Origin of the sequence: Prevotella sp. P2-180, assembly GCF_002251435.1 — a bacterium.
GTDB lineage: Bacteria > Bacteroidota > Bacteroidia > Bacteroidales > Bacteroidaceae > Prevotella.
Genome location: NZ_NPJI01000096.1, coordinates 16,142 through 43,114, shown reverse-complemented (window position 1 = coordinate 43,114; position 26,973 = coordinate 16,142). Strand labels below are relative to the sequence as shown.

At 46.2% G+C, this 26,973-nt stretch carries 22 protein-coding genes, 1 tRNA gene and 1 pseudogene; 12 read left to right on the top strand and 12 right to left on the bottom strand.

All coding sequences use genetic code 11. The features are described 5' to 3' along the window. Window positions 1–89 precede the first annotated feature (89 nt). The 7 genes and pseudogenes from CIK98_RS13730 (at window position 90) to CIK98_RS13700 (ending at window position 13,666) form a co-directional block, all read left to right on the top strand. Window positions 90–3,062: a two-component regulator propeller domain-containing protein gene (locus tag CIK98_RS13730; RefSeq protein WP_094385186.1), complete on the top strand. Its 2,973-nt coding sequence runs from the start codon at window positions 90–92 to the stop codon at window positions 3,060–3,062. 193 nt (window positions 3,063–3,255) lie between these two features. After that, window positions 3,256–6,459: a TonB-dependent receptor gene (locus CIK98_RS13725; RefSeq protein WP_094385185.1), complete on the top strand. Its 3,204-nt coding sequence runs from the start codon at window positions 3,256–3,258 to the stop codon at window positions 6,457–6,459. 35 nt (window positions 6,460–6,494) lie between these two features. Beyond that, entirely contained in the window at window positions 6,495–8,246 is a 1,752-nt protein-coding gene (locus CIK98_RS13720; protein ID WP_094385183.1) for a RagB/SusD family nutrient uptake outer membrane protein, read from the top strand. A gap of 90 nt (window positions 8,247–8,336) precedes the next feature. After that, window positions 8,337–10,109, top strand: coding sequence for a hypothetical protein (locus tag CIK98_RS13715; RefSeq protein WP_094385181.1), 1,773 nt, complete (start codon window positions 8,337–8,339; stop codon window positions 10,107–10,109). A gap of 121 nt (window positions 10,110–10,230) precedes the next feature. Continuing rightward, entirely contained in the window at window positions 10,231–10,692 is a 462-nt protein-coding gene (locus CIK98_RS13710; RefSeq protein WP_094385179.1) for a T9SS type A sorting domain-containing protein, read from the top strand. A gap of 15 nt (window positions 10,693–10,707) precedes the next feature. Beyond that, window positions 10,708–12,495 (top strand): annotated as a pseudogene (locus CIK98_RS13705) (arabinan endo-1,5-alpha-L-arabinosidase); the annotation flags it as partial. A 931-nt stretch (window positions 12,496–13,426) separates the two neighbouring features. Beyond that, a complete protein-coding gene (locus CIK98_RS13700) occupies window positions 13,427–13,666 on the top strand; it encodes a hypothetical protein (protein ID WP_094385175.1) in 240 nt (79 codons plus the stop codon). A 61-nt stretch (window positions 13,667–13,727) separates the two neighbouring features. Here CIK98_RS13700 and rplS read toward each other — a convergent pair whose 3' ends face one another. Continuing rightward, window positions 13,728–14,090 carry a 50S ribosomal protein L19 gene (rplS, locus tag CIK98_RS13695; protein WP_094385173.1) on the bottom strand — a complete coding sequence of 121 codons (363 nt, stop codon included), beginning with the start codon at window positions 14,088–14,090 and terminating at the stop codon, window positions 13,728–13,730. Window positions 14,091–14,282: 192 nt separating this feature from the next. Between rplS and CIK98_RS13690 the strand changes: the two genes are divergently transcribed. Both CIK98_RS13690 and CIK98_RS13685 read left to right on the top strand, forming a co-directional pair. Then, window positions 14,283–15,056, top strand: a complete 774-nt coding sequence (locus CIK98_RS13690; RefSeq protein WP_253249746.1) for a 5'-nucleotidase C-terminal domain-containing protein — start codon at window positions 14,283–14,285, stop codon at window positions 15,054–15,056. 9 nt (window positions 15,057–15,065) lie between these two features. Beyond that, window positions 15,066–15,905, top strand: coding sequence for a bifunctional UDP-sugar hydrolase/5'-nucleotidase (locus CIK98_RS13685; RefSeq protein WP_094385171.1), 840 nt, complete (start codon window positions 15,066–15,068; stop codon window positions 15,903–15,905). Window positions 15,906–15,925: 20 nt separating this feature from the next. Here the strand turns inward: CIK98_RS13685 and CIK98_RS13680 are convergent, their stop codons facing one another. After that, window positions 15,926–16,672, bottom strand: a complete 747-nt coding sequence (locus CIK98_RS13680; protein ID WP_094385169.1) for a porin family protein — start codon at window positions 16,670–16,672, stop codon at window positions 15,926–15,928. A gap of 159 nt (window positions 16,673–16,831) precedes the next feature. On the opposite strand from CIK98_RS13680, the gene CIK98_RS13675 reads away from it, so the two are divergent. Continuing rightward, window positions 16,832–16,999: a 4Fe-4S binding protein gene (locus tag CIK98_RS13675; protein WP_094385167.1), complete on the top strand. Its 168-nt coding sequence runs from the start codon at window positions 16,832–16,834 to the stop codon at window positions 16,997–16,999. An 81-nt stretch (window positions 17,000–17,080) separates the two neighbouring features. On the opposite strand, the gene CIK98_RS13670 is transcribed toward CIK98_RS13675, so the two are convergent. The 9 genes from CIK98_RS13670 to CIK98_RS13630 form a co-directional block, all read right to left on the bottom strand. Further along, window positions 17,081–18,418 (bottom strand): TolC family protein, encoded by a 1,338-nt coding sequence (locus CIK98_RS13670; RefSeq protein ID WP_094385165.1) that lies wholly within the window; start codon window positions 18,416–18,418, stop codon window positions 17,081–17,083. 12 nt (window positions 18,419–18,430) lie between these two features. Then, window positions 18,431–19,540: an efflux RND transporter periplasmic adaptor subunit gene (locus CIK98_RS13665; RefSeq protein WP_094385163.1), complete on the bottom strand. Its 1,110-nt coding sequence runs from the start codon at window positions 19,538–19,540 to the stop codon at window positions 18,431–18,433. A 39-nt stretch (window positions 19,541–19,579) separates the two neighbouring features. Continuing rightward, a complete protein-coding gene (locus CIK98_RS13660; RefSeq protein ID WP_094385161.1) occupies window positions 19,580–20,824 on the bottom strand; it encodes an ABC transporter permease in 1,245 nt (414 codons plus the stop codon). A 24-nt stretch (window positions 20,825–20,848) separates the two neighbouring features. Further along, window positions 20,849–22,108, bottom strand: a complete 1,260-nt coding sequence (locus CIK98_RS13655; protein WP_094385159.1) for an ABC transporter permease — start codon at window positions 22,106–22,108, stop codon at window positions 20,849–20,851. Window positions 22,109–22,140: 32 nt separating this feature from the next. Next, a complete protein-coding gene (locus CIK98_RS13650) occupies window positions 22,141–22,845 on the bottom strand; it encodes an ABC transporter ATP-binding protein (protein WP_094385157.1) in 705 nt (234 codons plus the stop codon). 95 nt (window positions 22,846–22,940) lie between these two features. Beyond that, window positions 22,941–23,294: a GntR family transcriptional regulator gene (locus CIK98_RS13645; protein ID WP_094385155.1), complete on the bottom strand. Its 354-nt coding sequence runs from the start codon at window positions 23,292–23,294 to the stop codon at window positions 22,941–22,943. A gap of 13 nt (window positions 23,295–23,307) precedes the next feature. After that, window positions 23,308–24,156 (bottom strand): hypothetical protein, encoded by an 849-nt coding sequence (locus tag CIK98_RS13640; protein WP_094385153.1) that lies wholly within the window; start codon window positions 24,154–24,156, stop codon window positions 23,308–23,310. Window positions 24,157–24,183: 27 nt separating this feature from the next. Beyond that, window positions 24,184–25,008 carry an ATP-binding cassette domain-containing protein gene (locus CIK98_RS13635; protein WP_094385249.1) on the bottom strand — a complete coding sequence of 275 codons (825 nt, stop codon included), beginning with the start codon at window positions 25,006–25,008 and terminating at the stop codon, window positions 24,184–24,186. Window positions 25,009–25,080: 72 nt separating this feature from the next. Then, window positions 25,081–25,569 carry a DUF3836 domain-containing protein gene (locus tag CIK98_RS13630; RefSeq protein ID WP_256387784.1) on the bottom strand — a complete coding sequence of 163 codons (489 nt, stop codon included), beginning with the start codon at window positions 25,567–25,569 and terminating at the stop codon, window positions 25,081–25,083. Between the two features lie 217 nt (window positions 25,570–25,786). On the opposite strand from CIK98_RS13630, the gene CIK98_RS18970 reads away from it, so the two are divergent. Next, window positions 25,787–25,918 carry a hypothetical protein gene (locus CIK98_RS18970; protein ID WP_256387783.1) on the top strand — a complete coding sequence of 44 codons (132 nt, stop codon included), beginning with the start codon at window positions 25,787–25,789 and terminating at the stop codon, window positions 25,916–25,918. A gap of 347 nt (window positions 25,919–26,265) precedes the next feature. On the opposite strand, the gene CIK98_RS13625 is transcribed toward CIK98_RS18970, so the two are convergent. Beyond that, window positions 26,266–26,342 (bottom strand) — tRNA-Met (locus CIK98_RS13625). 148 nt (window positions 26,343–26,490) lie between these two features. Here CIK98_RS13625 and CIK98_RS13620 point away from each other — a divergent pair. Beyond that, window positions 26,491–26,889, top strand: a complete 399-nt coding sequence (locus tag CIK98_RS13620; protein WP_094385149.1) for an START-like domain-containing protein — start codon at window positions 26,491–26,493, stop codon at window positions 26,887–26,889. Window positions 26,890–26,973 lie beyond the last annotated feature (84 nt).

Sequence of the window (26,973 nt, the reverse complement as noted above, 5' to 3'; positions counted from 1 at the left end):
AAAAAAGAAGCCGAAAATTTTGTGCTTTCAAAAATAGTTATTACATTTGCAACCACGCAATCAAATGTTTATTTTGACACCTAAAAGCTATGAACAAGTATTTGCTTATTATACTCTGTGTTATTGTCATTTCTACAAGAAATGTCTTTTCACACGAACTAGACGGAGAGAGCAATCTCACTGTCCTTGACATGCATACCGGGTTGCCACATAACTTTGTGAACGATATTTATGAAGACAGTCGTGGCTTTATATGGATTGCCACATACGGAGGCGGCCTGACACGATACGACGGATATGGCTTTATGAACCTCGGATTCGGCACTCGCTCGCTAAACCTGAGAAGCAATTCTTGTCGCACGTTGGTGGAAGACAAATTCAACCGCCTTTGGGTGAGCTTCGATGAGGGAACAGACATAATAGACCTTGATACATACCAAAAGGCCCAAGTGAAGTGTAAGACAGCTGATTTGTCCAAAATTCTAAATGAACCATCCATTTTCGTATACCTTGACTCAAAAGACAATATCTGGCTTTTGACACGAACGCATGTCTATCGCTTTGTGTTCGATGAAATGGGGAATATTGTTGAAATTGCTACAACAATGTATTCAAGTAATACTCCTGAGGTGCATATCTATGACGCCAATAGCGACGGGTCGGTGTGGATGTCGTCGGATGGAAAACTGCAACGTTTTGTCGCACAAAATTCAAAATTGGTAAAGTCTTCTCTTTCTCGTACTTTGGATGTTCTCGACAATGTATATATTACCGACTTCCTGAATTTTGGTGGCGATACCTGGATAAGTACCAACGTTGGACTTTTCCGGTATACACCAGCCACCGACATGATACGCCATTATATAAAAGGTGAAGGGCCGCAGTCGCTTACAAACAGCTACACTACATGTCTTGCACGCTCGAGCGACAACAAACTTCTGGTCGGCACTCTTGGTGGAGTGAACATCTATGATGCGGCAAAGGACAGTTTTACGCCTTGGGACACCTCGTGCATGCCTTCGCCGCATATGGGCGACTTCGTACATTGCATGTTTGTCAGGCCTGGGGTAGTGTGGGTCGGAACAGAGACCATGGGCATCTTCCGCTTTTCGGCACGACAGATGAAGATTCGTAATTTTGTAAACACCAGCGACCCCGGGTCACTGTCACCTAATTGTGTAAATGCAATGTATGTTGAGCCCGACGGTACCTTATGGGCAGGAACCGTTGATGGCGGACTGAATCGTCGCCCTGTGGGAAGCGACACTTTCCAGCATTTCAACACCTCCAACAGTCGCCTGTCGCACAATTCCGTTTCCACGCTTGAAGCCGACGCCAACCGCCGCCTCTGGGTAGGTTCATGGGGTGGGGGAGTGGATGTGGTGATGATGGACAACCCCAAGGAAATATATCATCTCGATGTAGGAGAGAAATATAATAAACTGCTGAATTACATAGGGGCTTTTGCCTTCGACTCGCGTAACAACGGACTTTGGATAGGCAGTAATGACGGAATGTTCTTCTATGACTTCGACAGAAAACAGCTGTTGCTGCCTTTTGAACGATGCCTCGACGTAAGAGGATGCATCGGCTCGCTGGTCGACAGCAGAGGACACCTTTGGATGGGAAGCCAGACAGGACTGCGTATCATCGACCTTAACCACCGCGACAATAAAGGGCAGTATCCGTTTATCTGTACAAACTACATGTATAAACTCGACCAGCCCGACTCTAAGGTAGTCGACAAAATCACATGCTTCTGTGAAACAGCCGACGGTACCATCTGGATAGGCAGCAACAACTACGGCATTTACCGTGCAGTGCAAGACGAAAAAGAAGAATGGCATTTCCAATGTCTCACAACAGAAAACGGACTCGCAAACAACTGTGTGAAAGGCATAGCCTGCGACATAAGCGGAAATCTTTGGATAACAACCAACTGCGGTCTCTCGGTGTATAATCCCGCCGACGATACCTTTACCAATTTCGACTCTTCCGACGGACTTGTGTCGGCCACCTTCTATTGGAACTCAGCCCTTGCGGCAGGAAAGACAGTATATCTCGGAACCGACAAGGGACTGTCAGAGGTATTTGGCCTTAATCATATAACACGGGGAAACGACAAGCTGACTTTCACCTCCCTTACCATAGGAAACCAGGCTGTATATGCAGGTTCAGACTATCTCGACAAAGACATCTCTGTGGCAAGTCAAATTAACATGCACGAGTCCGACAAGTCATTTGCCATAAGTTTCTCGGCTTTACAATACAACCAGGAAGCCAAGGGACTGTACTATTACCGTCTGCGTGGTTTTGACCGCGACTGGGTGAAGATGCGCCTTGGCGAACACTCAGTGCGCTACACCAACCTCCCTTCAGGCAAGTTCACTCTCGAAGTGAAATATGTGTCGGCCATATCAGGCAACGTGCTCAACACGGCAAGCATCGACATTTGCGTTACTCCATACTTCTGGAAGTCCTGGTGGTTTATGCTCATTGTTGTGGCTGTTGTCTCAGTAGTGGCAGTGTATGTCTACAGGCGACGTCTTGAAACAATAAGGGAACGGGAGACCATGCGACTGCTTACTCCCATAAAGGAAGCTTTGGAGGACTCCGATGACCCTATGGTTACCCAGACGCGTATAAGAAATATACTCGACTCCCAAAAGCGTTTTAAGGAAACCATTGCCAAGGTGGCAGAGGAAGAGAAGCAATACGACAAGCAACATGCAATGCCGTTTATGGAACGCCTACTAAACGTGATGAAGAAAAACTATATGGACTCCAACTTTGACGGCGACCGACTTGCCGACGGGGTAGGCATGAGCCGTAGTCTGCTCGTGAAAAAGGTAAAGGCGGAAACCGGTCAGACGGTAACTCAATTCATAAAAGACTATCGCCTGAATATGGCCCGCGAGATGCTGTCACAAAACGAAGGCAACCTCAACATTACCGAGATAGCCTACAGGGTGGGTTTCAACGACCCGAAATACTTTACGCGATGCTTTAGCCAGAAATATGGGACCAGTCCATCGAATTTTGTCGATTCTATGACTAAATAGTGGAAAAAAAAGGTTCAAAATCTTATTTGTCCACCTAAAATATTAAAATTTCCACCTAGCAAAACCTAATTAATGCTAATTTTGCATCGATTTCGTTGATTTATATCATTGATGTATATCAACACCTTATTATAATTAACAAAAACATTGTATTGAATAATTCTAATTTATAACCTAATAAAACGTATTAACAATGAGGAAACAATTATTCTCAGTTATGCTATGTTTGGGTGCCATCGGCGGCGTTTCGCTCTGCCCAATGCCAGTACAGGCCTCAGTAGCACAGGCGACCATTACGGTCAAGGGACAGGTTGTTGATGAAAACGGTGAGCCGCTCATCGGTGCCACTGTAAGGTTGAAAGACGCGACAACCGGAGTGATTACCGACTTCGACGGTAACTTTACCATCAGTGCAAAAAGCAATGCTGTCATAGTGGTAAGCTACATGGGCTACAAGACCCGCGAGATTGCCGTGCGCGGACGCGCGGTGCTCGAACCTATTCAATTAGAATCTGACACCAACGTGCTCGACCAGGTGGTTGTAGTGGGTTACGGTGTGCAGAAGAAAGCAGACCTCACAGGTTCGGTGTCTATCGTCAACGCTGACGAACTGAAGAAGGTATCTAACTCCAACATCTCGACAATGCTTGAAGGTAAGGTACCTGGAGTGCAGATCACTTCTGACGGACAGCCGGGTGCTGACCCATCGGTAAGAATCCGCGGTATCGGCTCGTTCGGTAGCACTGCACCTCTTTATGTCATCGACGGTGTGCCTATGGGTACAACCATCCGCGACTTCTCTCCTAACGACATTGAGACCATACAGGTGCTTAAGGATGCTGCCGCAGGTGCCATCTACGGTTCGCGTGCCGCCAACGGTGTGATCATCATCACAACAAAGAACGGTAAGAAAGACCAACCACTGAAGGTGAACTACTCAGGATATTTCGGTGTTGACCAGATTCCAAGCGATGTTTATGATGTGATGGATGCTGACATGTACAGCAACTATATCGGTCAGGCTTGTGCAAACTCCGGTACAACTCTTCCCGGCGGCTACTCTCTTGACCCCACCACAGGCAAGTATAAGTTTATGGACAATACCAACACCGACTGGTTCAAGGAAGTGTTCAAGACTGGTACACGCCAAAACCACAACGTGAATCTCAGCGGCGGTAGTGCCCACAGCACATACAACATCTCTCTCGACTACTTCAACCAGAAGGGTACGCTTGAGGGAGCAGGACCTAACTACGAGCGTTACACTGCACGCGTGAACAACACCATGGACGCAAAGTTCATCAAGTTCCGCACAAGTCTCGTTTACTCTCACTCCGACCAGGACAACATGGGTCTGTCAAACGCCAGAGAGTATGTTCAGGGTCTCTACGGTGACGTGACCAACGTGCTCCGCGGAACACTGCTCATGCAGCCTACCATCAAGGCATACGACGAGTCAACATGGGTGCTCGACGACAAGGTGGGTCTTGCCAGCGGTTATAGATATGACGCATACGGATATGGTGTTTACTACGACAATATCCACGGCGACATCTCGGCCTCAAACCCTCTGCTTGTCAACAACTTGTTGCAGCGTAACACACGCGTTGACCGCTTCGTGGGTACAGCTTCAGCCGATGTTGACCTGTTTGACATGCTTGGCCTGAAAATAAAGAACCACTCGCTGCACTACAACATCAACCTCTCTTACAGCAAGACACACGCCAAGGACTTCACCTGGATTGCTGCCTGGGCACAGAGCAACCGTGTATATCTCGACAAGTCTAACGAGAAGTTGACAAAGGGTTCGCGCGATTATACCGACGCCCTGATAGAAAACACACTTACTTACGACGGCACCATAGGCAAGCACCATGTAAATGTCGTTGTAGGTCAGACATACGAGGAAGAATACACCGACCTTCTTACTGGTTGGGCAGTGAACTTCCCGGAACCATACTTCCTCCAGCTACAGAACGGAGCAAGCACCTACTCTTCTTCTTATGAGTACAAGCACGCCATTGCTTCTTACATCGGACGTATTAACTACAACTACGACGAGAAGTACTTGCTTTCTGCAGTGGTACGTAGAGACGGTAGCTCACGCCTCTCTAAGAACATCCGTTGGGGTACATTCCCATCAGTGTCTGTTGGTTGGCGTGTGGACAAGGAAAAGTTCTTCCCATTCACACCTGACGTGATGAACATGTTTAAGATTCGCGGTAGCTATGGTGTACTTGGTAACGAGAACATCGGTGAATTTATGTTCCAGACAACCATGAACCGCAACAACATGACATATAGCTTCGGCAATATACCTGTAACAGGTTCTGCTGTTTCTACCTTCACCGACAACAACCTTGCATGGGAGAAGAAGAAGACCACCAACGTGGGTATCGACGTGGCAATGTTCCGCAACCGTTTGGAGTTCACCTTCGAGTGGTACAAGAATGTGTCGGAAGACCTTCTCTATGCCGTTCCTGTGCCTGCACAGGCTGGTGTAAGCAACACAACAGTTACAATGAACGCCGCCTCTATGGAAAACAGCGGTTTCGAGTTCTCTGCTACATATCGTAACAACGACCACGACTTCAAGTATCAGATTGGAGCAAACCTCAGCACACTGAACAACAAGGTCACTTCGCTCGGTTTCGGTACAGAGTCATATATCGAAGGTGCTTACAAGACTGAGGTAGGACAGGAAATCGGTAAGTTCTACGGATGGGTATACGAGGGAATAGCACGTACACAGGAAGACCTCGACAACCACGCATCGCAGCCTGGCGCAAATGTGGGTGACTGCCTCTACAAGGACATCTCCGGTCCGGATGGCACTCCCGACGGCACTATCGACGCATACGACCGGACTGTGCTTGGAAGCGGTCTACCAAAGATTAACTTCGGTCTCAACGTACGTTTCGAATACAAGAACTTCGACCTGAGCGTGGCTACATTCGGCGCTCTCAACTATCACGTCAGCGACGACATCTACAACAGCCTTAACTCTTGCTACGGCTGGGGCAACAAGGACGTAGCAATGAGTGACGCAAACCGATGGTCGGAAGACGGTACAACATACCTCTCAAGCATTCCACGCACATACGCGGCCAACAATGCCACACTGGCATGGAACGACCTCTTCAGCGAGCGCAAGATTCAGAACGCAGCATACTGGAAGATAGCCAACGTAGAGCTTGGCTACAACCTGCCCGACAAGTGGTTCGGCAACTACGTTTCAGGAGTTCGCGTATATGTATCTGCACAGAACCTCCACACCTTCACAGGTTACAAGGGATACAATGTTGACTATGCGGGCGGTACATTCACACCTGGCTACAACTTCTGCTCTTTCCCAAGCGCACGTAGCTTCATGGCAGGTCTGCACTTCACATTCTAATCTTACACATTATATATAATATAAGGAATAGTAATATGAAACTATATAAATATTCACTTGCCCTCATGATGGGCCTCTGCACCTTCTCTTCGTGTGGAGACAAGCTGGACTTGACAAACCCTAACCAGCAGACATCAAGTTCGTTCGGAGAAACTGCCGACGACTTGGAGGAGAGCGTAATTGCCGCATACAACCATATCCGTATGGAAGGTACATACGCACGTGTAGGCTACAACATCGACGTTTGCCGCGGCGACGAAGTGTGGAACTCTTCACAGGTATGGTACATGCCTTTCGACGACCTCAACGAGCCTGTGACCGACGAAATAGGAATGTGGTCGTGGCGTGACTGGTACTACACCATCAACGTGACCAACTTCATCCTTTCACGCACCGGCGACGACAATGCCGCCCTCTCAGACAGAATGAAGCGCATTAAGGGACAGGCCCTCTTCATTCGTGGACTGGCATACTACAACCTCGTGAACTACTATCAGACACCGTCGCTCATCACAAGCTATGACGCTTACTCTTCACTCGACGGCCTGTACGGAACTAACGCAACCTACGATGAGGTGGTAGACCAGATAGAGAAAGACTTCTCAGAGGCCATGACCCTGCTGCCTTCAAGAGATGCTGGAGGCGAATGGGCAAAGGGACGTGCCACATGCGGTGCCGCTGCCGGATACTATGCACGCACCCTCATGCAGCGTCACAAGTTCAGCGAGGCTCTTGCCGTGCTGAAAGACATCATCAACAAGAAGTATGGTACATACAAACTCATGGCTAACTACGGCGACAACTTCCGTGAAGGCCCATCTTACGAGAACAACGACGAGAGCCTCTTCGAGGTTCAGTTCCTCGACAAGGACTCACAGGGTGTTGACGACGAGTGGACACCGGTGAACACTTCTCCTAACGCTACACAGGGACATGCCATAGAATCGAACTTCTGCCCTGGCGCATACGGAGGATGGGCAGACCTCTCTGCCTCTCCATGGCTCTACAACCTCTTCAAGGCTGAGCGCACAAAGACCGGAAGCCTCGACCCGCGTCTTTACTGGACCATCGGTACATACGAAGCCGACTGGGAAGGCTTTGAGAATGGAAACGTGGGTTATTCGCAGCCAATGTCGGCTAACGAGCCGGTTGTGACAAACAACCTCAACGGCGGTCTGCCTATCGCAAAGTGGACAAACTTGCGTACTAACCTCGTTGACAAGGTGGTGACAGGTCTTCACTGCGGTATCAACCTCCGACTGATGCGCTACTCTGACGTGCTGCTACGTGCCGCAGAATGCGAGAACGAGGTGAACGGACCTACACAGCAGGCTATTGACTGGATTAACGAGGTGCGCCGTCGTGCAAACCTTAACGACCTGAAGCTCGCCGACTTCTCTTCTGCCGACAAACTGTTTGAGCAGATTGCAAACGTGGAGCGTCCAAAAGAGTTCGGCTGTGAAACCGGTCGTGGTTTCGACCTCCTCCGCTGGGGATTCTTCTATTCTGCAGACCGTCTGCAGCAGCTGAAGGAACACGGAACGTTCCGCAAGACACTTGACGACCCGAAGGCTCCGGTGAGCTACTCTGAGGTAGGTATCGACCCAATGGTGAAGTCTTCATACGACAGCTGGCTCCCAGGTCACGAGTACTTACCAATCTATCAGGGTACGCTCAACGCCAATCCAAATCTCAAGGGCAACTCTGCCAACGATGGTATCGACAATTCATCCGACTTCTTCAGCCGCGGCTGGAAAGTACGTCCGGTAGTGGACTTGAGCGAATAAAAATATAAGGTAAATAACTTATAGACATGTTAACCAGACAACATACAACTTGTCAACTTGTTAACTTGTCAACTAAAAAATAAAAAAACTATGAAATATCTAAATAAATTGTCATCCGTATTATGCACAGCGGCCCTTGGGCTGCTCGTGCTCACGGGATGTGAGGGCGGTGACCTCTACGGCGTAAGCTCGCCCGACTGGATTTCAGAGAAGATTGACTCTATCGAAAACGCCAAGAAAGGTGACGTAGAAGTACTCGAAGGCATGGAAGAAGATGTTTACACCGTCGGTGCCACCGATTTCTCCTCAGGCTGGTGGTCTGAATTTTCAAAATACTATGTTATACCCGACGGAAAGAAGTTCCACCTTCAGTTTAACCTGAATATCAACCCAAGTGCTACAAACACTTACAAGAACTTCGCCATGATTCTCACAAACGACGTTGATCGTGGTGGTGCAGATTATCTTGAGTATGGTGCTATACGCTATGACAACCAGCCTTCGGGCAACTCTGAGTGGGGTGACTATATCGACCGCAGCTGCGTTGAGAGTACACTCACTTTCAACTCCGATACAGATGCCGGTGTAGACAAACTCGGAGGCAAGGTGACAATCACTATCGACCGTTCAGACCCAAGCTCTTTCTCAGTGAAGATGGACAATGGTGTTGTTACAAAGACATACAAGCAGAAGACTCCGCTTGCTAATCTCAATGCCGACCAAAATAATACAAATATCCGTATATTCCTTGTGCCAGAGGGCTCATATCTTAATTTCTTGGCTGCAAACGTTGAGCCTATCGGCGGATTCACTTCCGCACTTGACAAGAATCCATTGTCGATGACACTTGAGAATGTTCCTGACGAGGTCGTTAAGGGTTCTACACTTGAGGATGCCGTCGCCGGTATTTCTGCTACTGTACAGTTTGAGGAAGGCGTAACAAAGGTTGTTCCTGCTGCTGAACTCCTCTTCTCTGCTATTCCAGATATGGACGAGCCCGGTGAGAAGACTCTCATCGCCATCTACAACAAGACCTTCAAGGGTGAGAACTGCAGTGCGCCTATCGTGGCATACGCCAAGTTCAAGGTGGTTAACGCGATTGCTTCTATCGCCATGACTCAGGCACCTGCTCGCAACACTTACTACTTCTTCAACTCTGACGCTACCGACGGAATGGAAGGCCGCTATCTGACATTTGACCCGACAGGTATGGAAGTGGTTGCAACTTATTCCGACGGAACAACCGCCGTTATCGACAACTCCAAGCTGTCGTTCTCTACAGTTCCTGCTGTTCCTGGCTCACACAAGGTTACAATCTCTTCTGCTAACGGCAAGACCGTTGAGACTGAGGTTAATGTTGAAGTTTCCAACTGCGAAAAGGCAACTCCTTCTACTACTATCGTAGGTGCTGAGGATAACTCAACAGGCTGGTGGGGCGCACACGCTGCGGACGTAAATGTCCCAGCAGGAGAGACTCGTGAATTTAACTTCACCAACTATAACAACAGTGCCAGTGCTGCTAACTGGAACAACTTCGTTCCTATTCTCCGTAAAGCAGATCTCACAGAGTATGCCGTGGTACGTGCAGACAACTATGGATGGGGTGCAGGTTATGACGGCAATCCAAACCTTGTAACCTCTGGCGGTCAGGCAGACTGGGCTACATGGCTCGCAGCAATGAATGGTGCCAAGTGTACTGTATGGGTTACCAACTGTAATAACGGAACAGCAGATATTCAGTGCATTATGCACGGAACTGACGGTATCGACTATATCCAGTACTATCTCGGTATCCGTTACGTGGAACCAAGCGACTTGTTTGTTTCATTCACAGTTGACAGTTGTCACCTTGTATTTGAATAATCATTCATTACAGAATATGATATGACTTTTTTGAGAGGTTTTAGGCTCGCGGTTAACCCCGCGGGCCTCTCCCTCAATTTCATATTCATTGTATAATATAAACAACAAACAGATAGTATTTATGAGAAACTATTTAATGGCTTTTGTCCTGCTATGCACTACCGCAGCAAATGCCGCCGACTTGAAATGGGCAATGACTACGCAGGATGGTAAATCTGTGTTTATGAACCAATTGGCATATATCCTCTATACTGACGGCAGCTCTACGATGAGCATTGTCAAGACCGACAATAGCACTATTGAGGATGTAACCAAGGTGAGTTTTGCAAAACTCGACGCTACGGGTATTTCAAGTGCCGTGGTAAAAAACGGAATCTCTCTGCTCTCGAACGTAGTTGAAGCTAACCTTACTATTACAGGATGTAAGGAAGGTCAGGCCATTACAGTTGTCTCTACGGATGGTGCTGTTAAGGTAAAGACAGTGACAAGCGGCGACCATACAAACGTTGATGTTTCTCGTCTTGCCTCTGGTGTATATATGCTTAACGTGGGTAAGACCACTGTGAAATTCATAAAGAAATAACAATTTATCACTGAAGTGATTATGAACAAGAAAATCCTCTCTTTGATATTGATGTGCACGATGGGAATTGCTTCCATTTCGGCACAAGAACTCGTGATTAAGAAAAAGGACGGCTCGGCGCAGACTGTAGGTGGAAAATTGTATTTCAAGCAGAAAGGCGATGCCGACAAGTGGTCAGCCACTACTGATGCCAATGGTGAATATTCTTCAGCCAATGACATCTCGAATATTAAGAGTGCATCCATCCTTGACGGGATCGACCTCGAACTCGTGAAATATCAGTCGCCATCATATATCGACTATTATATCTCAGCAGGTAGTTCGTGGTCAGATCGCGCCAAGTGGAATCTCGCAAATATTCATGACCCGTCGGTGATGCTTGCCGAGGATGGATATTACTATATGTATTGCACTGATGCCGGATATGGTAACCCACATAACGAGGACGTGAAGGATGGGAAACACGGACATTTCCAGTGCCGCCGCTCCAAGGACCTCGTCAACTGGGAGTATATGGGTGCCACAATGTATGGCTTGCCATCATGGGTGCAGCCCAAGCTCAACGAGATACGCAAGGCTATGGGACTTAAAAACAGTACAGCCAATTTCAGCGATGACCTGCAGTTTGGATATTGGGCACCATGTGCACGCAAGGTGAAGGACGGACTCTATCGCATGTACTATTGTATAACTTGTCCAGGATATATTGACCCAACCAAGACATCATGGGGCGAGAGAGCATTCATCGGTGTAATGGAAACAACCGATCCTTCCGACCTCTCTAAATGGGAAGACAAGGGATATGTAATCACCAACTATTCCGACCGTGACCTCTCTAAGATTTATGTTTCTCCAACTGCTTGGGAGAGTTGCTATTATAAGTACAACGCCATTGACCCGTCATATATCATTACTCCAGAAGGAGAGCATTGGCTTATCTACGGTTCATGGCATAGCGGTTTTGCTGCCGTGGAAATCAATCCCGAGACCGGTAAGACCAAGGCTGAACAAGGCAACCCATGGGGAGCAGAGAATGAGGCAGCATACGGCAAGCGAGTATATACACGAAAAATGAGCAGCCGCTGGCAAGGCTCTGAGGCTCCCGAGGTTATCTATCATGATGGATACTACTATCTCTTTATGGCATACGATGGTTTGGATATTCCATATAACACACGTGTAGTGCGTTCAGAGAATATCGATGGTCCATATAAGAGCATGAATGGGGTAGATGTAACAAATAAGGGTGGTGATGCATTCCCCATAGTCACTCATCCTTATCAGCTTGGTGGTAATAATGGTTGGGTGGGTATCAGTCACTGCGCCGTATTCGAGGATGGCAATGGCAACTGGTATTATGCCTCTCAACAGCGTTTCCCAGCCAATTATAATGGCAATGCCTATAGCAATGCTGTAATGCTCGGTGGCATTCGTGCCATACGTTGGACCGACACTGGCTGGCCTATCGTGATGCCTGAGCGCTATGGTGCAGTGCCACAGGCTCCTATCACTGAGGAAGAACTCATCGGTAAGTGGGAGCACATATCTATTCAATATAAGTATGGTGAAATCCAGAAGTCTGTGTCAATGACTCTTGGTGCTGACCATAAGGTACTCGATGGTTGGAACAAAGGATATTCATGGAGTTTTGACCCCGTTGACAATGTATTGACTATTAATAATACAAAGTTGTATCTCGCACGCGAGGTTGACTGGGAAGCTACTCCACGCAAGACAACTATAGTGTATGCCGGTTACGGTAAATATAACACTACAAGTAACCAAAGGACATATTGGGGCAAGTGGGTAGGACCGCTCGATGATGATGAGGCCGATGAAGGCGAAGGTGAGAATAATGTTCAGATTGTTGGTGCACAGGACTTTTCTTCCGGTTTCTGGTCTGCTTTCTCTGACTCATACACTATTCCTGCTGGCAATAAACTCAAATTGAAGTTTGTCAACCATTCTTCCAAGGGTAATAACTGGAACAACTGGGTGATTGCATTGACTAATGACGTGGAGCGTCAGGGAACAGGTTATCTTGAGTACTTTGTTCTGCGTGCCGATAACTATGCTTGGTGGCCTACGGGCAATACGATGGCCAATCCAGATGCCGGCTTCTCATTGACAAGCAATTACAATTGGGAAACCTTTATGAATGATATGGATGGAGCGACAGTTGAGTTGACTGTATCCAGAAAAGGTTCTACCATCAGTGTGGATGCCGTGACAACAACTACAGCCAATAATGTATATACGGAATCATTCTCAATGCCTAATTGCGGAGATGGCACACAGCCTGTGCGTGCCTTCCTCGTATGCGATGGCACTTGGTTTGAGATAGACAATACCGCGCTATCGATAGCGCCTGCTAACTAATGACCTAACGGATGCGAGGACTGGACGCGATGTCAAGTCCTCGCTATTTTTTTTTGCCTTTTAGAAAAAATTATTCATAAAAGTTTGGAAGTTTCGGTTGAAAAGCGTATCTTTGCAACGAATAAATAGTGTAAAAACGTTTAAGCGATATTATACATCATTTTTTTATAATAATTTGGTTCAAATGTTGAGGCGTTTTGGCTGTGAAGTTTTAATGCCTCATGTTTCGGAAGCCAAAGTGATTTGGGCAAACCGGGACAAACTAACTTAGCGCCTGATGACTGTCGTTCACAGAATCGATGGTCGCAGGCGTTTTTGGCAAGAATGTTTGAAAGATAAAATATTGTTATATGTTATGGAAAAGAAACTGTTTGAACTCAAAAAGCTTAAAGAAGCTATTGAGAAAGAAAGAAACTGGAAGCCACTGAAACCCATTGCACTGAAAAAAGTATTGGGATTTCTGCAAGGCAAGGAAAAACCAAGCAAAGACGTGCTCGACCGCCTCTCGCTATTTGTGGGATTCCAGGATTGGGACTCTTTCAAGGAAGCTGTCCATGGCGACACAGACAACAAGGTCATTGGCAGCGATACATAAAAAAGAGGCAAACACCTTTCGGTGTCGCCTCTCTTTTATTGCTTTTAGACATAATAATCGATTAAGCCTTTGCAGTGCTGACGCGCTTCTCCTTGATGCGGGCCTTCTTACCGGTGAGATTGCGAAGGTAGTAGAGCTTGGAACGACGTACCTTACCAATCTTGTTCACTTCGATGCTGTCGATGTTTGGAGACTCAATAGGGAAGATACGCTCTACACCTACAGTTCCTGACATCTTGCGAACGGTGAAACGCTTCTTGTCGCCATGACCGGCGATTTTGATTACTACACCACGGTAGAGCTGGATACGCTCTTTTGAACCCTCGATAATTTTGTAAGCGACTGTTACAGTGTCACCAGACTTGAACTCTGGGAACTTCTTGCCGGTTGCAAATGCTTCCTCAGCAACTTTAATTAAATCCATTTGTTTGTATAAAATTAAATTTGTTTATCGTTCCAACGCAACATAACAGGCAACTCGTTACTTCCTGCCAGCGATTACGCCGGAAAGCGGTTGCAAAGGTACTACATTTTCTTGAATTTCAGCACTTTTATCTTATTTTTTTTGTTTGTTGCGAGTTTTTTTGCTATTTTTGCACTCAAATTTCGTGAAATCATGAGGGTAATCAAAGTTTTTTTTGCCGTTGTGGCTTTTTTATGCCTTTCGGTCTCTTGCACCGGACAACGGAATATCATTAGTGTTGAACGCTCTGTTGTGGTGGTTGACTCTACATTCGACAGCAATCCTGACAGGGAGGCTGTGGATTTTCTCTCGCCTTATAAGGCAAGTGTCGACAGTATCATGCGTCCGGTCGTGGGACATCTTGCCCGCACCATGAGCAGCGACCGGCCTGAAAGCTTGCTGTCTAACCTTCTGTCAGACATTCTCGTATGGTCTGCCTCCGCTTATGGAGAAACTGCCGACTTTGGCGTGTATAACATGGGAGGTATAAGGGCTTCACTGCCAATGGGTGAGGTGACCTTCGGCGATGTGCTGGAAGTGGCTCCGTTTGAAAACAAGATTTGCTTCCTCTCGTTAAAGGGAACTGACGTGAAACAACTCTTCAGGGAAATTGCGGCCGTTGGAGGTGAAGGTGTGAGCCACTCTGTGAGAATGTGTATTTCTGCCGACAGAAAATTGCTCAGTGCCACTATCGACGGAAAAGACATTGACGACGACAAGTCTTACCGCATAGCCACCATCGACTATCTGTCTGAAGGTAACGACCGAATGTCGGCATTTGCAAAACATTTTGATATCAATTCCCCCTCTGACGAGTCTAACGATATGCGCCACATTATCAGCAACTACTTCCGCACGATGGAAAAAAATGGTATTGTGGTGGATGCAAAGATTGAAGGAAGGGTGGTAGTGAAGGGTGAAAAATAAAAATGAAGAATGAAAAGGATTAGCATATTTTTAATTTTTGTCTTGGCTGTTTCGGTAGTTGCCAAGGCTCAGAAACAGATTGTGATCTTACATACTAACGACACTCACAGTACCATTGAACCTGTGAGCAAATTTTCAAAGGTGAAAGAGGCTGCAGGAAAGGCAGGGTGTGTGCGTAGGGCAACGATGGTAAAGCAGTTGCGCGAGCAAAATCCTGACATTCTGCTCTTCGACAGCGGTGACTTCTCGCAAGGTTCCACCTTTTATACTATGTATAAGGGAGATGTGGAGGTGGGACTCATGAACATCATGGGCTACGATGCGGCAACCATAGGCAACCATGAATTTGATTTCGGACTCGACAATCTCGCAAGGCTTGCCCGCCAGGCAAAGTTTCCTATAGTATGCTCCAATTGCGACTTTACAGGCACTCCTTGTCAGGATGTGATAAAAAAATATTGTGTAGTGGTGCGCGATGGTGTACGAATAGGTGTATTTGGGCTCACACCAAAAATTGAAGGACTGGTGATGAAGGAAAATATTGCCGGCGTGAAATATATCGATCCTATTCAGGCTACTAAGGAGATGGTAAGCGTGCTGAGAGATAAAGAGCGATGTGATATAGTTGTATGTCTCTCACATCTTGGATGGAAACTTGCACCGGAATATATCGACGACCAAGTACTCATATCTTCCACTACTGGTATTGACATTGTACTCGGTGGTCATTCCCATACTTATATGAAGGAAATGGAGTGGGTGGATAATGCCGAAGGCAAGTCCATACCGGTAGACCAGAATGGCAAACACGGTGCTTTTGTCGGAAAAATAACGTTGAAATTGGAATAATTCATCTCACTCATCATTTCTTACTCGAAATAAAATGTGAGTATGATCATTTTGCTGTGACCGGCTGACACCGAGTTGGCGTAAGCCTTTAGTGTCTCGTCTTTCAGCTGGTCGGCATGATTTTTATTGAGGCTGTTGGAGAGGCTGTAGCAGAACTTCAGTTCGGGAATGAGTTTGAAGAATGGAAGATAAAGGTCGCATCCGAATCCTATTTCCACAAAAGTGTCGTAGCGTTTCAATTGTACTATGTCCTCGCTCTTTGCAGTGAGATTGAGCATGGGATTAAGTCCCGCTACAAGATAAGGTCTGTAGTTGCCATATCTCTTGGAACTGAACTTCAGGTCGAGAGGTAGCGATACGTATGTGTTTTTCATGTCTTGTGTGGTTTCCATTGGACGTCCCTCCTCGTCGGTGGCAGAAAGGTTTCTGAACACGAGGTGTTTTGCTCCGAAATGCATTGTTGGGGCAAAACGGAATGAGAGATAGTCAGAAATGCGCATGTCGGCCAATACTCCCACACTAAGTCCAGGATTCCACTTGTCGGCATCGCACACAATGGTCTGGGTGGCTGTAGAACCGTCGGGCAGCGTCACTGTTTGAGGTCCTACATTATTGAATTCAATATCCTGTGTGTGAAATCCGACGTGAATGCCGAAATGCAGCGGACGCAAGTCGATGTATGGCTTGTTTTCCACCTGCCTGTCTTGTGCGATAGCTGAAATAGCCGTCAAACAAGCTATGAATATGATAGTTGCAATTCTTTTCATACTAATTAAAACGAAAGGATGACACATTTTATTGTGTTGTAGATTATTTTGAATTTGTATAAATATAAAAATTATCTACTTAAAATGTGGTATATTTCAAAAATTATGCGTACTTTTGCATCATAATTTTTTGGTATTAATTTTTAAAAGAATATTATTATGGCTTATGTAATTGGTGATGACTGTATCGCATGCGGTACATGTATCGATGAGTGCCCAGCAGGAGCAATCTCTGAGGGCGAGAAGTATTCAATCAATCCTGATGTCTGCACAGAGTGCGGCACTTGCGCTGATGTATGTCCTTCTGAGGCAATCAGCCTTCCCTAATTGACAGGTACTTCTGATTAAGAAACAGAGGGCGGTTAGCTTCACAGCTTTCCGCCCTCTTCAGTTATATAAGAGAGAGATTTAAAATGTAAGTTGACGTCCACGATAGAAGTCGAGCAGTGAGGTTTGGTAGAGGTATTCGTACTTTGCCTGCACTAAGTCGCTCTCTGCCTTTAGCAGATTGTTTTTCTGCTCGTTAAACTCCGTGAGTGTGGCTTTGCCGTTTTCATATTTTGCCTTTGTGAGTTCAAAGGCGTCGTCGTTGCTTTTCTTGGCTTCAAGGCTGCTGGTGTACTTGCAGAGTGAAGCTACCGCGTTGTAGTACACTTGTTGTATCTCCTTGTACAAGTCTTTCTTCGTATTCTCCAGTCTTAGCATTTGGTTCTCGCGGTCTATCTTTGCGGTGCGAATCTTGTTGCGTGTGGAAAAATGGTTGAAGATGGGTATGGAAAGGTTGAGACCGAGATACTGGCTGAAATTGTTTTTCAGCTGTTTGCCGAATGAGTCGGCAGTGAATCCGGAGGTAGTGTAATAGTTGGTGCCAAGGCCTGCCGAGAACGATAGTGAGGGTAAGTAGTCGGCACGTGCTATCTTGATGTTATATTCAGTGCCTGAAAGGCGCAGCTGCTCTGCCTTCACCTGTGGCTTGATGCCTATAGCTTCAGAGTAGATGAGGTCGGGGGAGGGCAGAGTGCAGCTTGCGTCATTGGCAGCAACAGCTATGGATGAAATGTCGGGACGTTCGATGGCGAAGCCTTCAGGCGTGGGTAGTTCAAGCAGTTGGCTCAGCGTGAGCAGCGACAGGCGGCAGTTGTTCTGGGCGTTGGTGGCTGTCAGCTTGCTCTGTGCGAGGGTGGCCTTTTGTCTTGATACCTCTGCGGGGCTTGCCTTTCCCGCGTCAAGCATTCTCTGGAGTCTGTATACTTGTGCTGAGTCGATGGCTATCTGTCTTTGTGCTACATCGCTCACTTCCATGTCGTAGAGTATCTGGACGTATGCCTTGGCCACTTGTGTGCGTATGTCGTCCTTTGCCTTCTCGAGATCGGCAAGCGATGCGTCGAGGTTCAGCTGGGATAGTTTTACAGCGTTGACAATCTTGTTGCCCATAAAGATGGGAACCGAGGCGCCGAGTTTGAACGATGTGTTGCTTGTATTGGAGTTTTCGTAAGTGTTCTGTGCAGTGAGGCCACGTCCGAAGGAGAAGTCCTGGCCTATAGATGCGTCAACTGTGGGAAGGTGGTTGCCGCGGTTGTCGTCGAGTTGTATCTGCTGTTGTCTTGTAGTGTTCTTCTGCTGCTTGACCTGGATGTTGTGGTCGATGGCGTAGTCGATACACTCACGCAGTGTCCACGTCTTCGTTTGTGCGAAGACGGGAGCCGCTGTGAGCAGAAATGCTGAAAATATGGTTATTGCTTTCATCTTTTTTATCCTTTACTTGTTATTGTCGGCCACCTTTTGTGGTCCGCGCACCTTGTCCTTTACGGTTACGCCTTTCTTTATCTCAATGTTAACACCGTCGCTGATGCCTGTAGTGACAGGTACTCGCTGGTAGGTCTTGTTTTCTGCCGTTCCCTTTACAAGATAGACGAAGGTGGAGTCGTTGCTGAACTCGATGGCGCTCTCGGGAATGGCTGTTACCTTAGTGGCTTTGTCGAGTACTATCTCGGCATTGGCACTGTATCCAGAACGAATCTTGCCTCCGTCGACGCTTTTCACCGCAGCCTTTACCTCAAACTGGTTGGCTCCGTTGTTTTCCACAGCCTTCGGCGAGATATACTCGAGGGTGGCCTCGAATTTCAGGTCTTGTAGTGCACCGATGGTTATCTTCATGGGCATGCCTTGTACGAGTCGTCCAACTTCTGTCTCGTCGATGTTTCCGCGGAAGATGAGGTCGTTCATGTCAGCCACGGTGGCTATTGTTGTTCCGTCGTTGAATGTGTTGCTTAGCACCACGGTGTTTCCCACCTTCACTGGAATGTCGAGAATGATGCCTGAGATGGTTGATCTGATGAGTGTTGAGCTTGCATTGGCATTGCTTTTCGACACACCGTCGCGTACTACCTCCAGTGCATCGTTTGCAGCTGCCACTTCTTCTTCGGCCTGTTTAAGTGTCTGCTTTATTTTGTCAAACTCTTCGTCCGACACGAGTTTCTGGTCATAAAGTGCCTTTTCACGTTTGAAGTCCACTTTTGCCTGTTTGAGGTTGATGCCTGCCAGTCTGACGCGGGCTTCAGCTGAAGAAAGTTGTCCCATGTCGGGAATCACTTTTACCTTGGCAATCACTTCACCTTCTTGCACCTTGTCGCCCGCTTCTTTATAAAGGTGGGTGATGATGCCGCTAATCTGTGGTTTCACGCTCACCTCGTCTCGTGGCTCAATCTTTCCTGTTATCACCGTTGTCTTGTTGATGTCGGTGACAGATGGTGTAAATTCATTGTAGACTACAGGTTGTGGTTGTGATTTTTTGTAGAGAAACACGAATGTTCCGATGAAGACTATTGCGATGAAAACCGCGATAATCAGTTTGCTGTACTTTTTCATATCTTGTATTTTTTTTGTTTTCAATTTTCAATTTTCAATTTATTCGTCTCTCATGGCATCCACAGGTTTAATACTCATTGCCCTCCATGCAGGAGCGAGTCCGGCGAGTCCTCCAAGGAAACTTAGGATAAGGGCTGCGCCTATGGCAGTCCAGAATCCCACCTGGAAGTGGGCTGTGAGGATGCCGTCGGAGGTGTTGGCCAGTTCAAGCATCTGTAGGAGACTGACTCCGAATAGTATTCCGCTCATTCCCGCCACGGCAGTAAGAAGGATGCTTTCTGACAAAATCTGCGAGAGTATCATTCTTGGAGTAGCTCCGATGGCGCGTCGTATTCCTATCTCTGTTGTGCGCTCCTTCACTGTCACCATCATGATATTTGAAACTCCTATGGCACCGGCAAGCAAAGTTCCTATACCAATGAGCCATATAAGGAAGTTAACTCCATTAAACAGGTTGTCGAGCATGGTGAAGAGTAGCTCTGTGTTGAAAAGCGTCACGGCCTTCTCGTCGGTAGGATCTACGGTATGTGCCCTGGCTATCACTGTTCGCATGCGGTCGGTTATGGAACTCATCACCACTCCTGGCTTGGCTGTGACAGCAAGGCTGTGTATTTGGTCGCCAGAGTTGTATATCTTTCTGAACAGCGAGTATGGTATTGTGACAAGCTGGTCGGGACGCCCGTTGATGTTTATTCCGTCCACCTTGTAGTCTACTCCCACTACCTTATAATATGTACCGTCAATTCTTATGGACTTTCCGCAAGGGTCACCGCCCCCAGGGAAGAGTTTCTTGTAAACCTCCTTTCCTATGACACACACTTTTCTTCCTTCGCGTATGTCCATTTCGTTGAGGAATCGTCCGTAGAACATTATTGGCGGATTGATTTCGGGATAGTCGAAACTCACTCCCGAGATATTTGCCGTAAACGACTTGTCGCCTACCACGGCATCCTTAGTGCCTCCAAACATCACCGGTGTGATTACATCCAGTTCTGGCACATGTTGCCTAAGTCTTTCCATGTCCTTTTCCACCATGGAGAAGTATCGTCCTTTGCGAAATCCCTTGTATGGTTTTGTTGTGTTCTGTGTCCACACCATAGCAGAGTTAGTGGCAAACCCCGCAAAGTTTTTCTGTAGCATCTCCTTTAAGCCCTTTCCTCCTCCAATGAGGAATATGAGCATAAACACGCCCCAGAACACTCCGAATCCCGTGAGAAACGACCTCGTCTTGTTTCGGGTTATGGTGTCGATAATCTCCCGATAATTATCTATGTCAAACTTCATACCATTTTTATATATTTAAAGTTTTTACTCCGCTCTCAACGCTTCTATCGGCCTTACCCTTGCCGCCTTTATGGCTGGTATGAGTCCCGCTATGGTGCCGGCTATGATAATTACGAGAGTGGCTTGTATGCAAACGTCGAGACCAACTGTGGGGTCGAGGAACATCGAAGCCTGGAACAATCCTGTGTCTACCACCTCATGGCCAATTGTGGCGTTCATATATTCGTTGGCGCCTATGCCGCACAACATGCCTATATATCCAAACAGAGCCGTCGTTATTACACTTTCGGTAATTATCAGTTTCAGTATCTGCCATGGTTTGGCGCCAATGGCCTTTCTTACTCCGAATTCCTTTGTGCGCTCCTTTACCGTGATAAGCATGATGTTCGATACTCCCACTATTCCGCTTAGGAGTGTGAAGAGGCCAATAACCCACAGCGCGGTCCGTATGATTCCTATACCAGTCTGCATCTGAATGTTCTGTGTATACCGGTTCCATATATACATGGCCGACTCGTCGTCGGGTGCGGCATTATGCTGGATGTTGATGTGTGCTCGGTAATTTTTTTCAAACTCTTTATTCTGCTCTTCAGTCACGAGATTTTCTATTTCAAACTGGATGTTTCCAGCCTGGTCGCCTTTTGAGTATACCGTTTTCAACGTGGTGTATGGAATGAAGGCCGTATTGTTTTGACCTTGCTTGTCGTCTTTCACTATGCCCACCACCATAAATGCCAGTTCTCCCACTTTCACATGCTTTCCAATAAGCCTTTCGGGGTTTTTGTCGAGTTCTTTCGCCTGTGTCTGCCATAGGGCAATCACTTTGCGTCGGTCTTTCATGTCGATGTCGTTGATGAATCGTCCGGTAATCATCTCTCTTCTGTTAATGTCTTTGTCAGAAGGGTAGACACCGTTGAGGCTCTGGGCTGATATGTAGTTGTCGCCGAGTGAGATGTTTATCCCGTTTACGGAAATTTCCGACCCTACGTTTGAAGTGTTGTCGCTGAAGGTCTTGTCTGTTATTTCCACGTCGCTTTCTTTCAGCGTAATGAATCTGCCCTTTTCCAGACCCTTGAATGGTTTGGATGTTTGTCCTCCGAAAATCTTAATTGAGTTGGCGAGGTGTCTGCTCTGTTGGTCAAGCTGCGCATTGATGAGCCCATTGCCGGCTCCGAGCAGGAATATGATCATGAATATGCCCCATGCCACTGCAAATCCGGTGAGCGATGTCCTGAGCTTGTTTCTCTTGGCCGTGCTCCATATTTCCTTAAAGAGTTCAATCATATTGTTGTTTTTTTGTTGACGAGTAGACTTGCCTACTTAAATCCTCTATTCGCATGATGGTCGAAGTTTTCCTCGATGTTACCTATGAGACCATCCTTGATGTGGACGATTTTGTTTGTCTCGTTGGCCACACCGCCTTCGTGAGTCACTACGACAATGGTAATGCCTTCGTCGCGGTTGAGATTTTTCAGCAGGTCCATTACCTCAACGCTGGTCTTAGAGTCAAGGGCGCCGGTAGGTTCGTCGGCAAGAATTATCTGTGGTTTTGTTATCAGAGCCCTTGCAATGGCCACTCGTTGCTTTTGACCTCCCGACATCTCGTTGGGATAATGGTTTGCCCATTGGGCGAGACCGAGTTTGTCGAGATATTCCATTGCCATTTGGTGACGTTTTCGCCTGCTCACTCCTTGGTAGAACAGTGGCAGCTCCACGTTTTCCACAGCAGTCTTAAACGGGATGAGGTTGAACGATTGGAAGATAAAGCCTATCATGCGGTTGCGGTATTCTGCCGCACGTGTCTCGCTTAGGTTCCAGATGGGCACGTCGTTAAGCCTGTATTCGCCTGAGTCGTAGTTGTCGAGTATACCGAGTATGTTCAACAGTGTTGACTTTCCCGATCCTGACGCACCCATGATGGATACGAACTCTCCTTTCTCTATGTCGAGATTTATGCCTTTCAGCACGTGAAGCGGCTGCGCTCCCTGGTAGGTTTTGTTTATGTCTCTTAGATGAATCATTTTTTATTCAGTTATGTACAATTTGTTTTTTCATTCGTTTGACGCTATCTGTCACCAAAAAGCTGCAAATAATAGTATAAATAATGTTAATGGTGCTATTGCTGCTGCCATTTTTTCTGAATGTCTTCTATCGTTATGTCCAGGAGCTGCATCTGTCTGAAGAGTTCGGGCAGGGTCTGTTTCATAAATTCTGCCTTACGTGCTTTTTTTATCTCCTTAGAAGCTCCGGCTGTCACGAAGTAGCCTAGTCCGCGCTTGTTGTATATTATGCCGTCGCGGGCCAACTGATCGAATGCCTTTACCGCGGTGTTGGTGTTCACCTGGAGCATCACGGCATATTCCCTTACGCTTGGAATGCGGTCGTCGTCCTTGTATGTGCCGGCTATTATCTCGTCGCAAAGGCGGTCGGCCATCTGTATGTATATTGCCTTGTCGTTACTGAAATTCATGTTTGTAGAGGGTTTAAAGGTTCAACCATTTGTTGTTTATCACTTGCATACGTGTGAATATCTTATAGCTTGCGTAGTATAGTAAACCTGTTATCACTGTACCTACTAAGAGCATGGTGTTGATGGTGATGCTTATGCTTGTCTCGTTAGCGAATATCACGTTGAAAACTCCCATGTCAATAAGCTTAAATATACATATTACTATAGTGAAGCCCAAGATGAAGTGAGAGCATATGGCTAACAGCCAGACATTGCGGCGGAAGAGTGATCCGCAGAAGGTGTAGAACGCATGGTTTATGAGCAAGAACAGCAAAGCTGCATACTCCATGGTGGCTACACCTATGTTCAGCTCCATTCCCTTCATGACAAATATTCCAGGTCTTGCATCTTCTGAGTTGTAATTGTTCAGTATATGCATTGTCACAGAGCCTCTCAGGTCGTAACCTGCCACAACGCAGAAGAGCTGATGGATGAGGTCGGCTACTACTATTGATGCGCTTGCCAAAAGGAACACTCCTACTGTCATCGACAAAAACCTTACCATATATTTTTCAAAGTTTGATGCCGGCTGCATAAGAAACTCTATTCGCATTTCTTTAGTCTGCATGTTGTTGAATATGTATGTGGCTGCAACATACATCACTACAGTTGCAATAAAAATGCTCGTTCTGGCAAGTGAGTCGAGGTGGTAGCCGCTGGCTATTCTGCTGCTGCCTTGTGAGTTTATCCATGTGTTGAAACAGAAGATGAATGCTAATGCTATGGTCAGGCCGATAACTATTTTGATGTAGAACTTCTTGTTTGTCAGGATGTCCCATTTTGCAAGGTTTCCGAATCTCTGTAAGTCAAATATCTTGTTCATAGTTGTATCTTCTTTAAAAATTATTATTTATATTTTTATCTTCCCGGTTGCCACTGCATTAAACAGCAGTTCGAGGTTCATCTGGGTCTCGTCATCGTTTTCTTCTCTCTTCGCTATCACTGCGTTGCCTTGCAGTGTCGGTTCGGCATATATCACTGTGTCGTCCATTTCCTGAGGCTGTCGGTATTCGAACGAGAATTGTTCGCAAATGTTGCTCACCGACGAGTTCAGTAGCATTTCGCTTTCGCTGAGTATGAGAATGTGGTCGAGCAATGTTTCCACGTCGTGTACCTGGTGTGTAGAGATTATCAGTGTCCGTTCGTCGCTCATGTTGTTTGCTATCACCCTGCGGAACTGTGTCTTCGACGGAATGTCAAGCCCGTTGGTAGGCTCGTCCATAAACAGGTATTTTGTGCCTGCAGCCAGTGCAAAACTCATATACACCTTTTTCTTTTGTCCCATTGAGAGTTCGTTAAGCTTCAGTGTCTGAGGTAGTTCAAAGTCTTTCAGACAACTTTCGAGTACTTCCTGGCTGAAGTTGGGGTAGAAAGGCTTGTTTATCTTCACATAGGTGTCGAGGGTCACAGCAGGCAGGTTAAACTCCTCTGGCACTATAAACATATCTTTCAGCATTTCTGGCAGTCTGTCTGTAGCCAGTCTTCCGTCTACCTTCACTTCTCCATTTGCAGGTCTCAGTAGTCCGCTTATCAGGTAGAGAAGTGTCGACTTGCCTGTTCCGTTTTTCCCGAGCAGTCCGTATATGTTGTTTGCTTCGAGCGACATGCTGAAGTTGCTGAATACGTTGTGTTTCGTTCCTGGGTATCTGAAACTGATATTGTTTACCTCTATCATTGTTGTCTTCCTTTTTTTATTGTTATTAATCATTCATATTTCCACCCTTTGGCGTTTAAGGAGTTAGGCAGTTTAATCTTCTACCAACAGCTTGTTAGTGTCTGATGTCATCACGAGCATGTTGTCAGCCAAGGCAAACTCACCGCTATTCTCGTCCAGCTTATAGCTGTTTACTGCCAGCACGTTGTCCATCAGCACCATATAGTGGCTGTATTCCTTAGCCTCGGCGTAGTCGTGCTTGGTTTCGTTCCAGAATCGCTTCTCTATTGTGTAGCCTTCGGGATTGTAGTTGTAGCAGAGGCAGCTGTGCTTTTCCCACGACATGGTCTCCTTGTTCCATTTCAGTGTCTCACGCATCACCAGGCGGTTTTCTTCGTCGTATGTGTAGAGGCGTTTCAGGCTTGCCGTGATATATTCACCCTTCTTGTCATATACCTCTATAGCATTGATACGACCGTTTTCTATTTCGGCGTTATAGCAGTGCTTGTTGTTTTCTACGTCTGTTGTCAGATTCATGTACATTGACATAATTGTCGTAACTGTGATGATTGTGTTCATAATCGTATTCTTTTTAATTGTTTATTTTCATTGTTAAAAGTCACAGTGTCCATGTCTGTAGTAGTGTACTACTTTAATAGAACACTGCAAAGGTAGTGCATTTCTTTATACGCTCCAAATATTTCGGCAACTTTTTTTTGACTTTAACATTTGCTTAACATTTCCACCTTATATTATTATAATTATATGGGAATTTTCAGTTTTTTCTCATATACAGAATGTGCTTTTCATTCGTTTTTCCAAGGTAAGCTGGTTTGATGACTGCCATGTCGTGTGTGACATCGTTCAGGAAGATTGGATGGAAGGAGGCATGCAAAAACGCCCTCGTCATCACGACGAGGGTGTTGATTAATTTAAATTACTTTTTTTTCTTTTCTAAAAAAATCTAAACCAATGTAACCTTTTTTCTACAATCTTTTGCCTTTATTGCTATATAAGTTAAAACCAAATAGGTATTATTGTTGTAAATCCGCTATGTTGTTGATGTCTTGTTTTGACGATGCAAAATTACTACGACTTTGCCATTTATATGGGATAATTATCAAGAATGTTAGGGTAACAAATCATTATTCACCCTTTTCCTTCTATTTTTTACACCTTCAAATAGTCATAATTCGCTTATTTCAAGAAGAAATAAATGTTGTCAACAACAAATATAAAAAAGAGAGACTCGACAATTGAGACTCTCTTTTATTAATATGGTAGCGGGGGTGGGACCCGAACCCACGACCTCCGGATTATGAATCCGACGCTCTAACCAGCTGAGCTATCCCGCCATATTTCCTGATTGCGGGTGCAAAGGTACTACATTTTCATTAAACTACCAAATTTTTTCCAGGAAAATTTCAATAAATGAATAAATTTTCGTATTTTTGTAGCGAAATAACGGGTTTCCCCGTTGTCCCAATCTAAAATACTAAAGATATGAATAAAAAGAAACTCGAAATTGAATATCCTCTTTCGTCAAAATCAGAGTCGATAGTATGGGGATTAATAGGAAATGCACATGGGCTGAGCAAATGGATGGCCGACTATGTGGAAGAAGTTGATGGCGTAATGACTTTTACATGGGGGGAAGTATGGACACAACAGGATATACGGACCTCGGTAATTATTGAAAGACGAGAAAACAGCTTCATCCGCCTGAAATGGGACGTAAATCCTTCCGACGATGATTTCTGGGAGTTACGGGTAGGGAAAAGTGACTTCTCGGGCAAGCTCACACTTCTCATTACCGACCATGTGGACGAGGACGACTACGACTATATGAAAGGTGTGTGGGCTGACAATCTCAACAGACTGCACAATGTTAGCGGCCTGTAATAGGGTATAAATATTACTCTTTAGTGGCAAAATTTTGCTAAATACAAGCGCTAACAAGGGATTTGTTCCGCATTTATTTCGTGG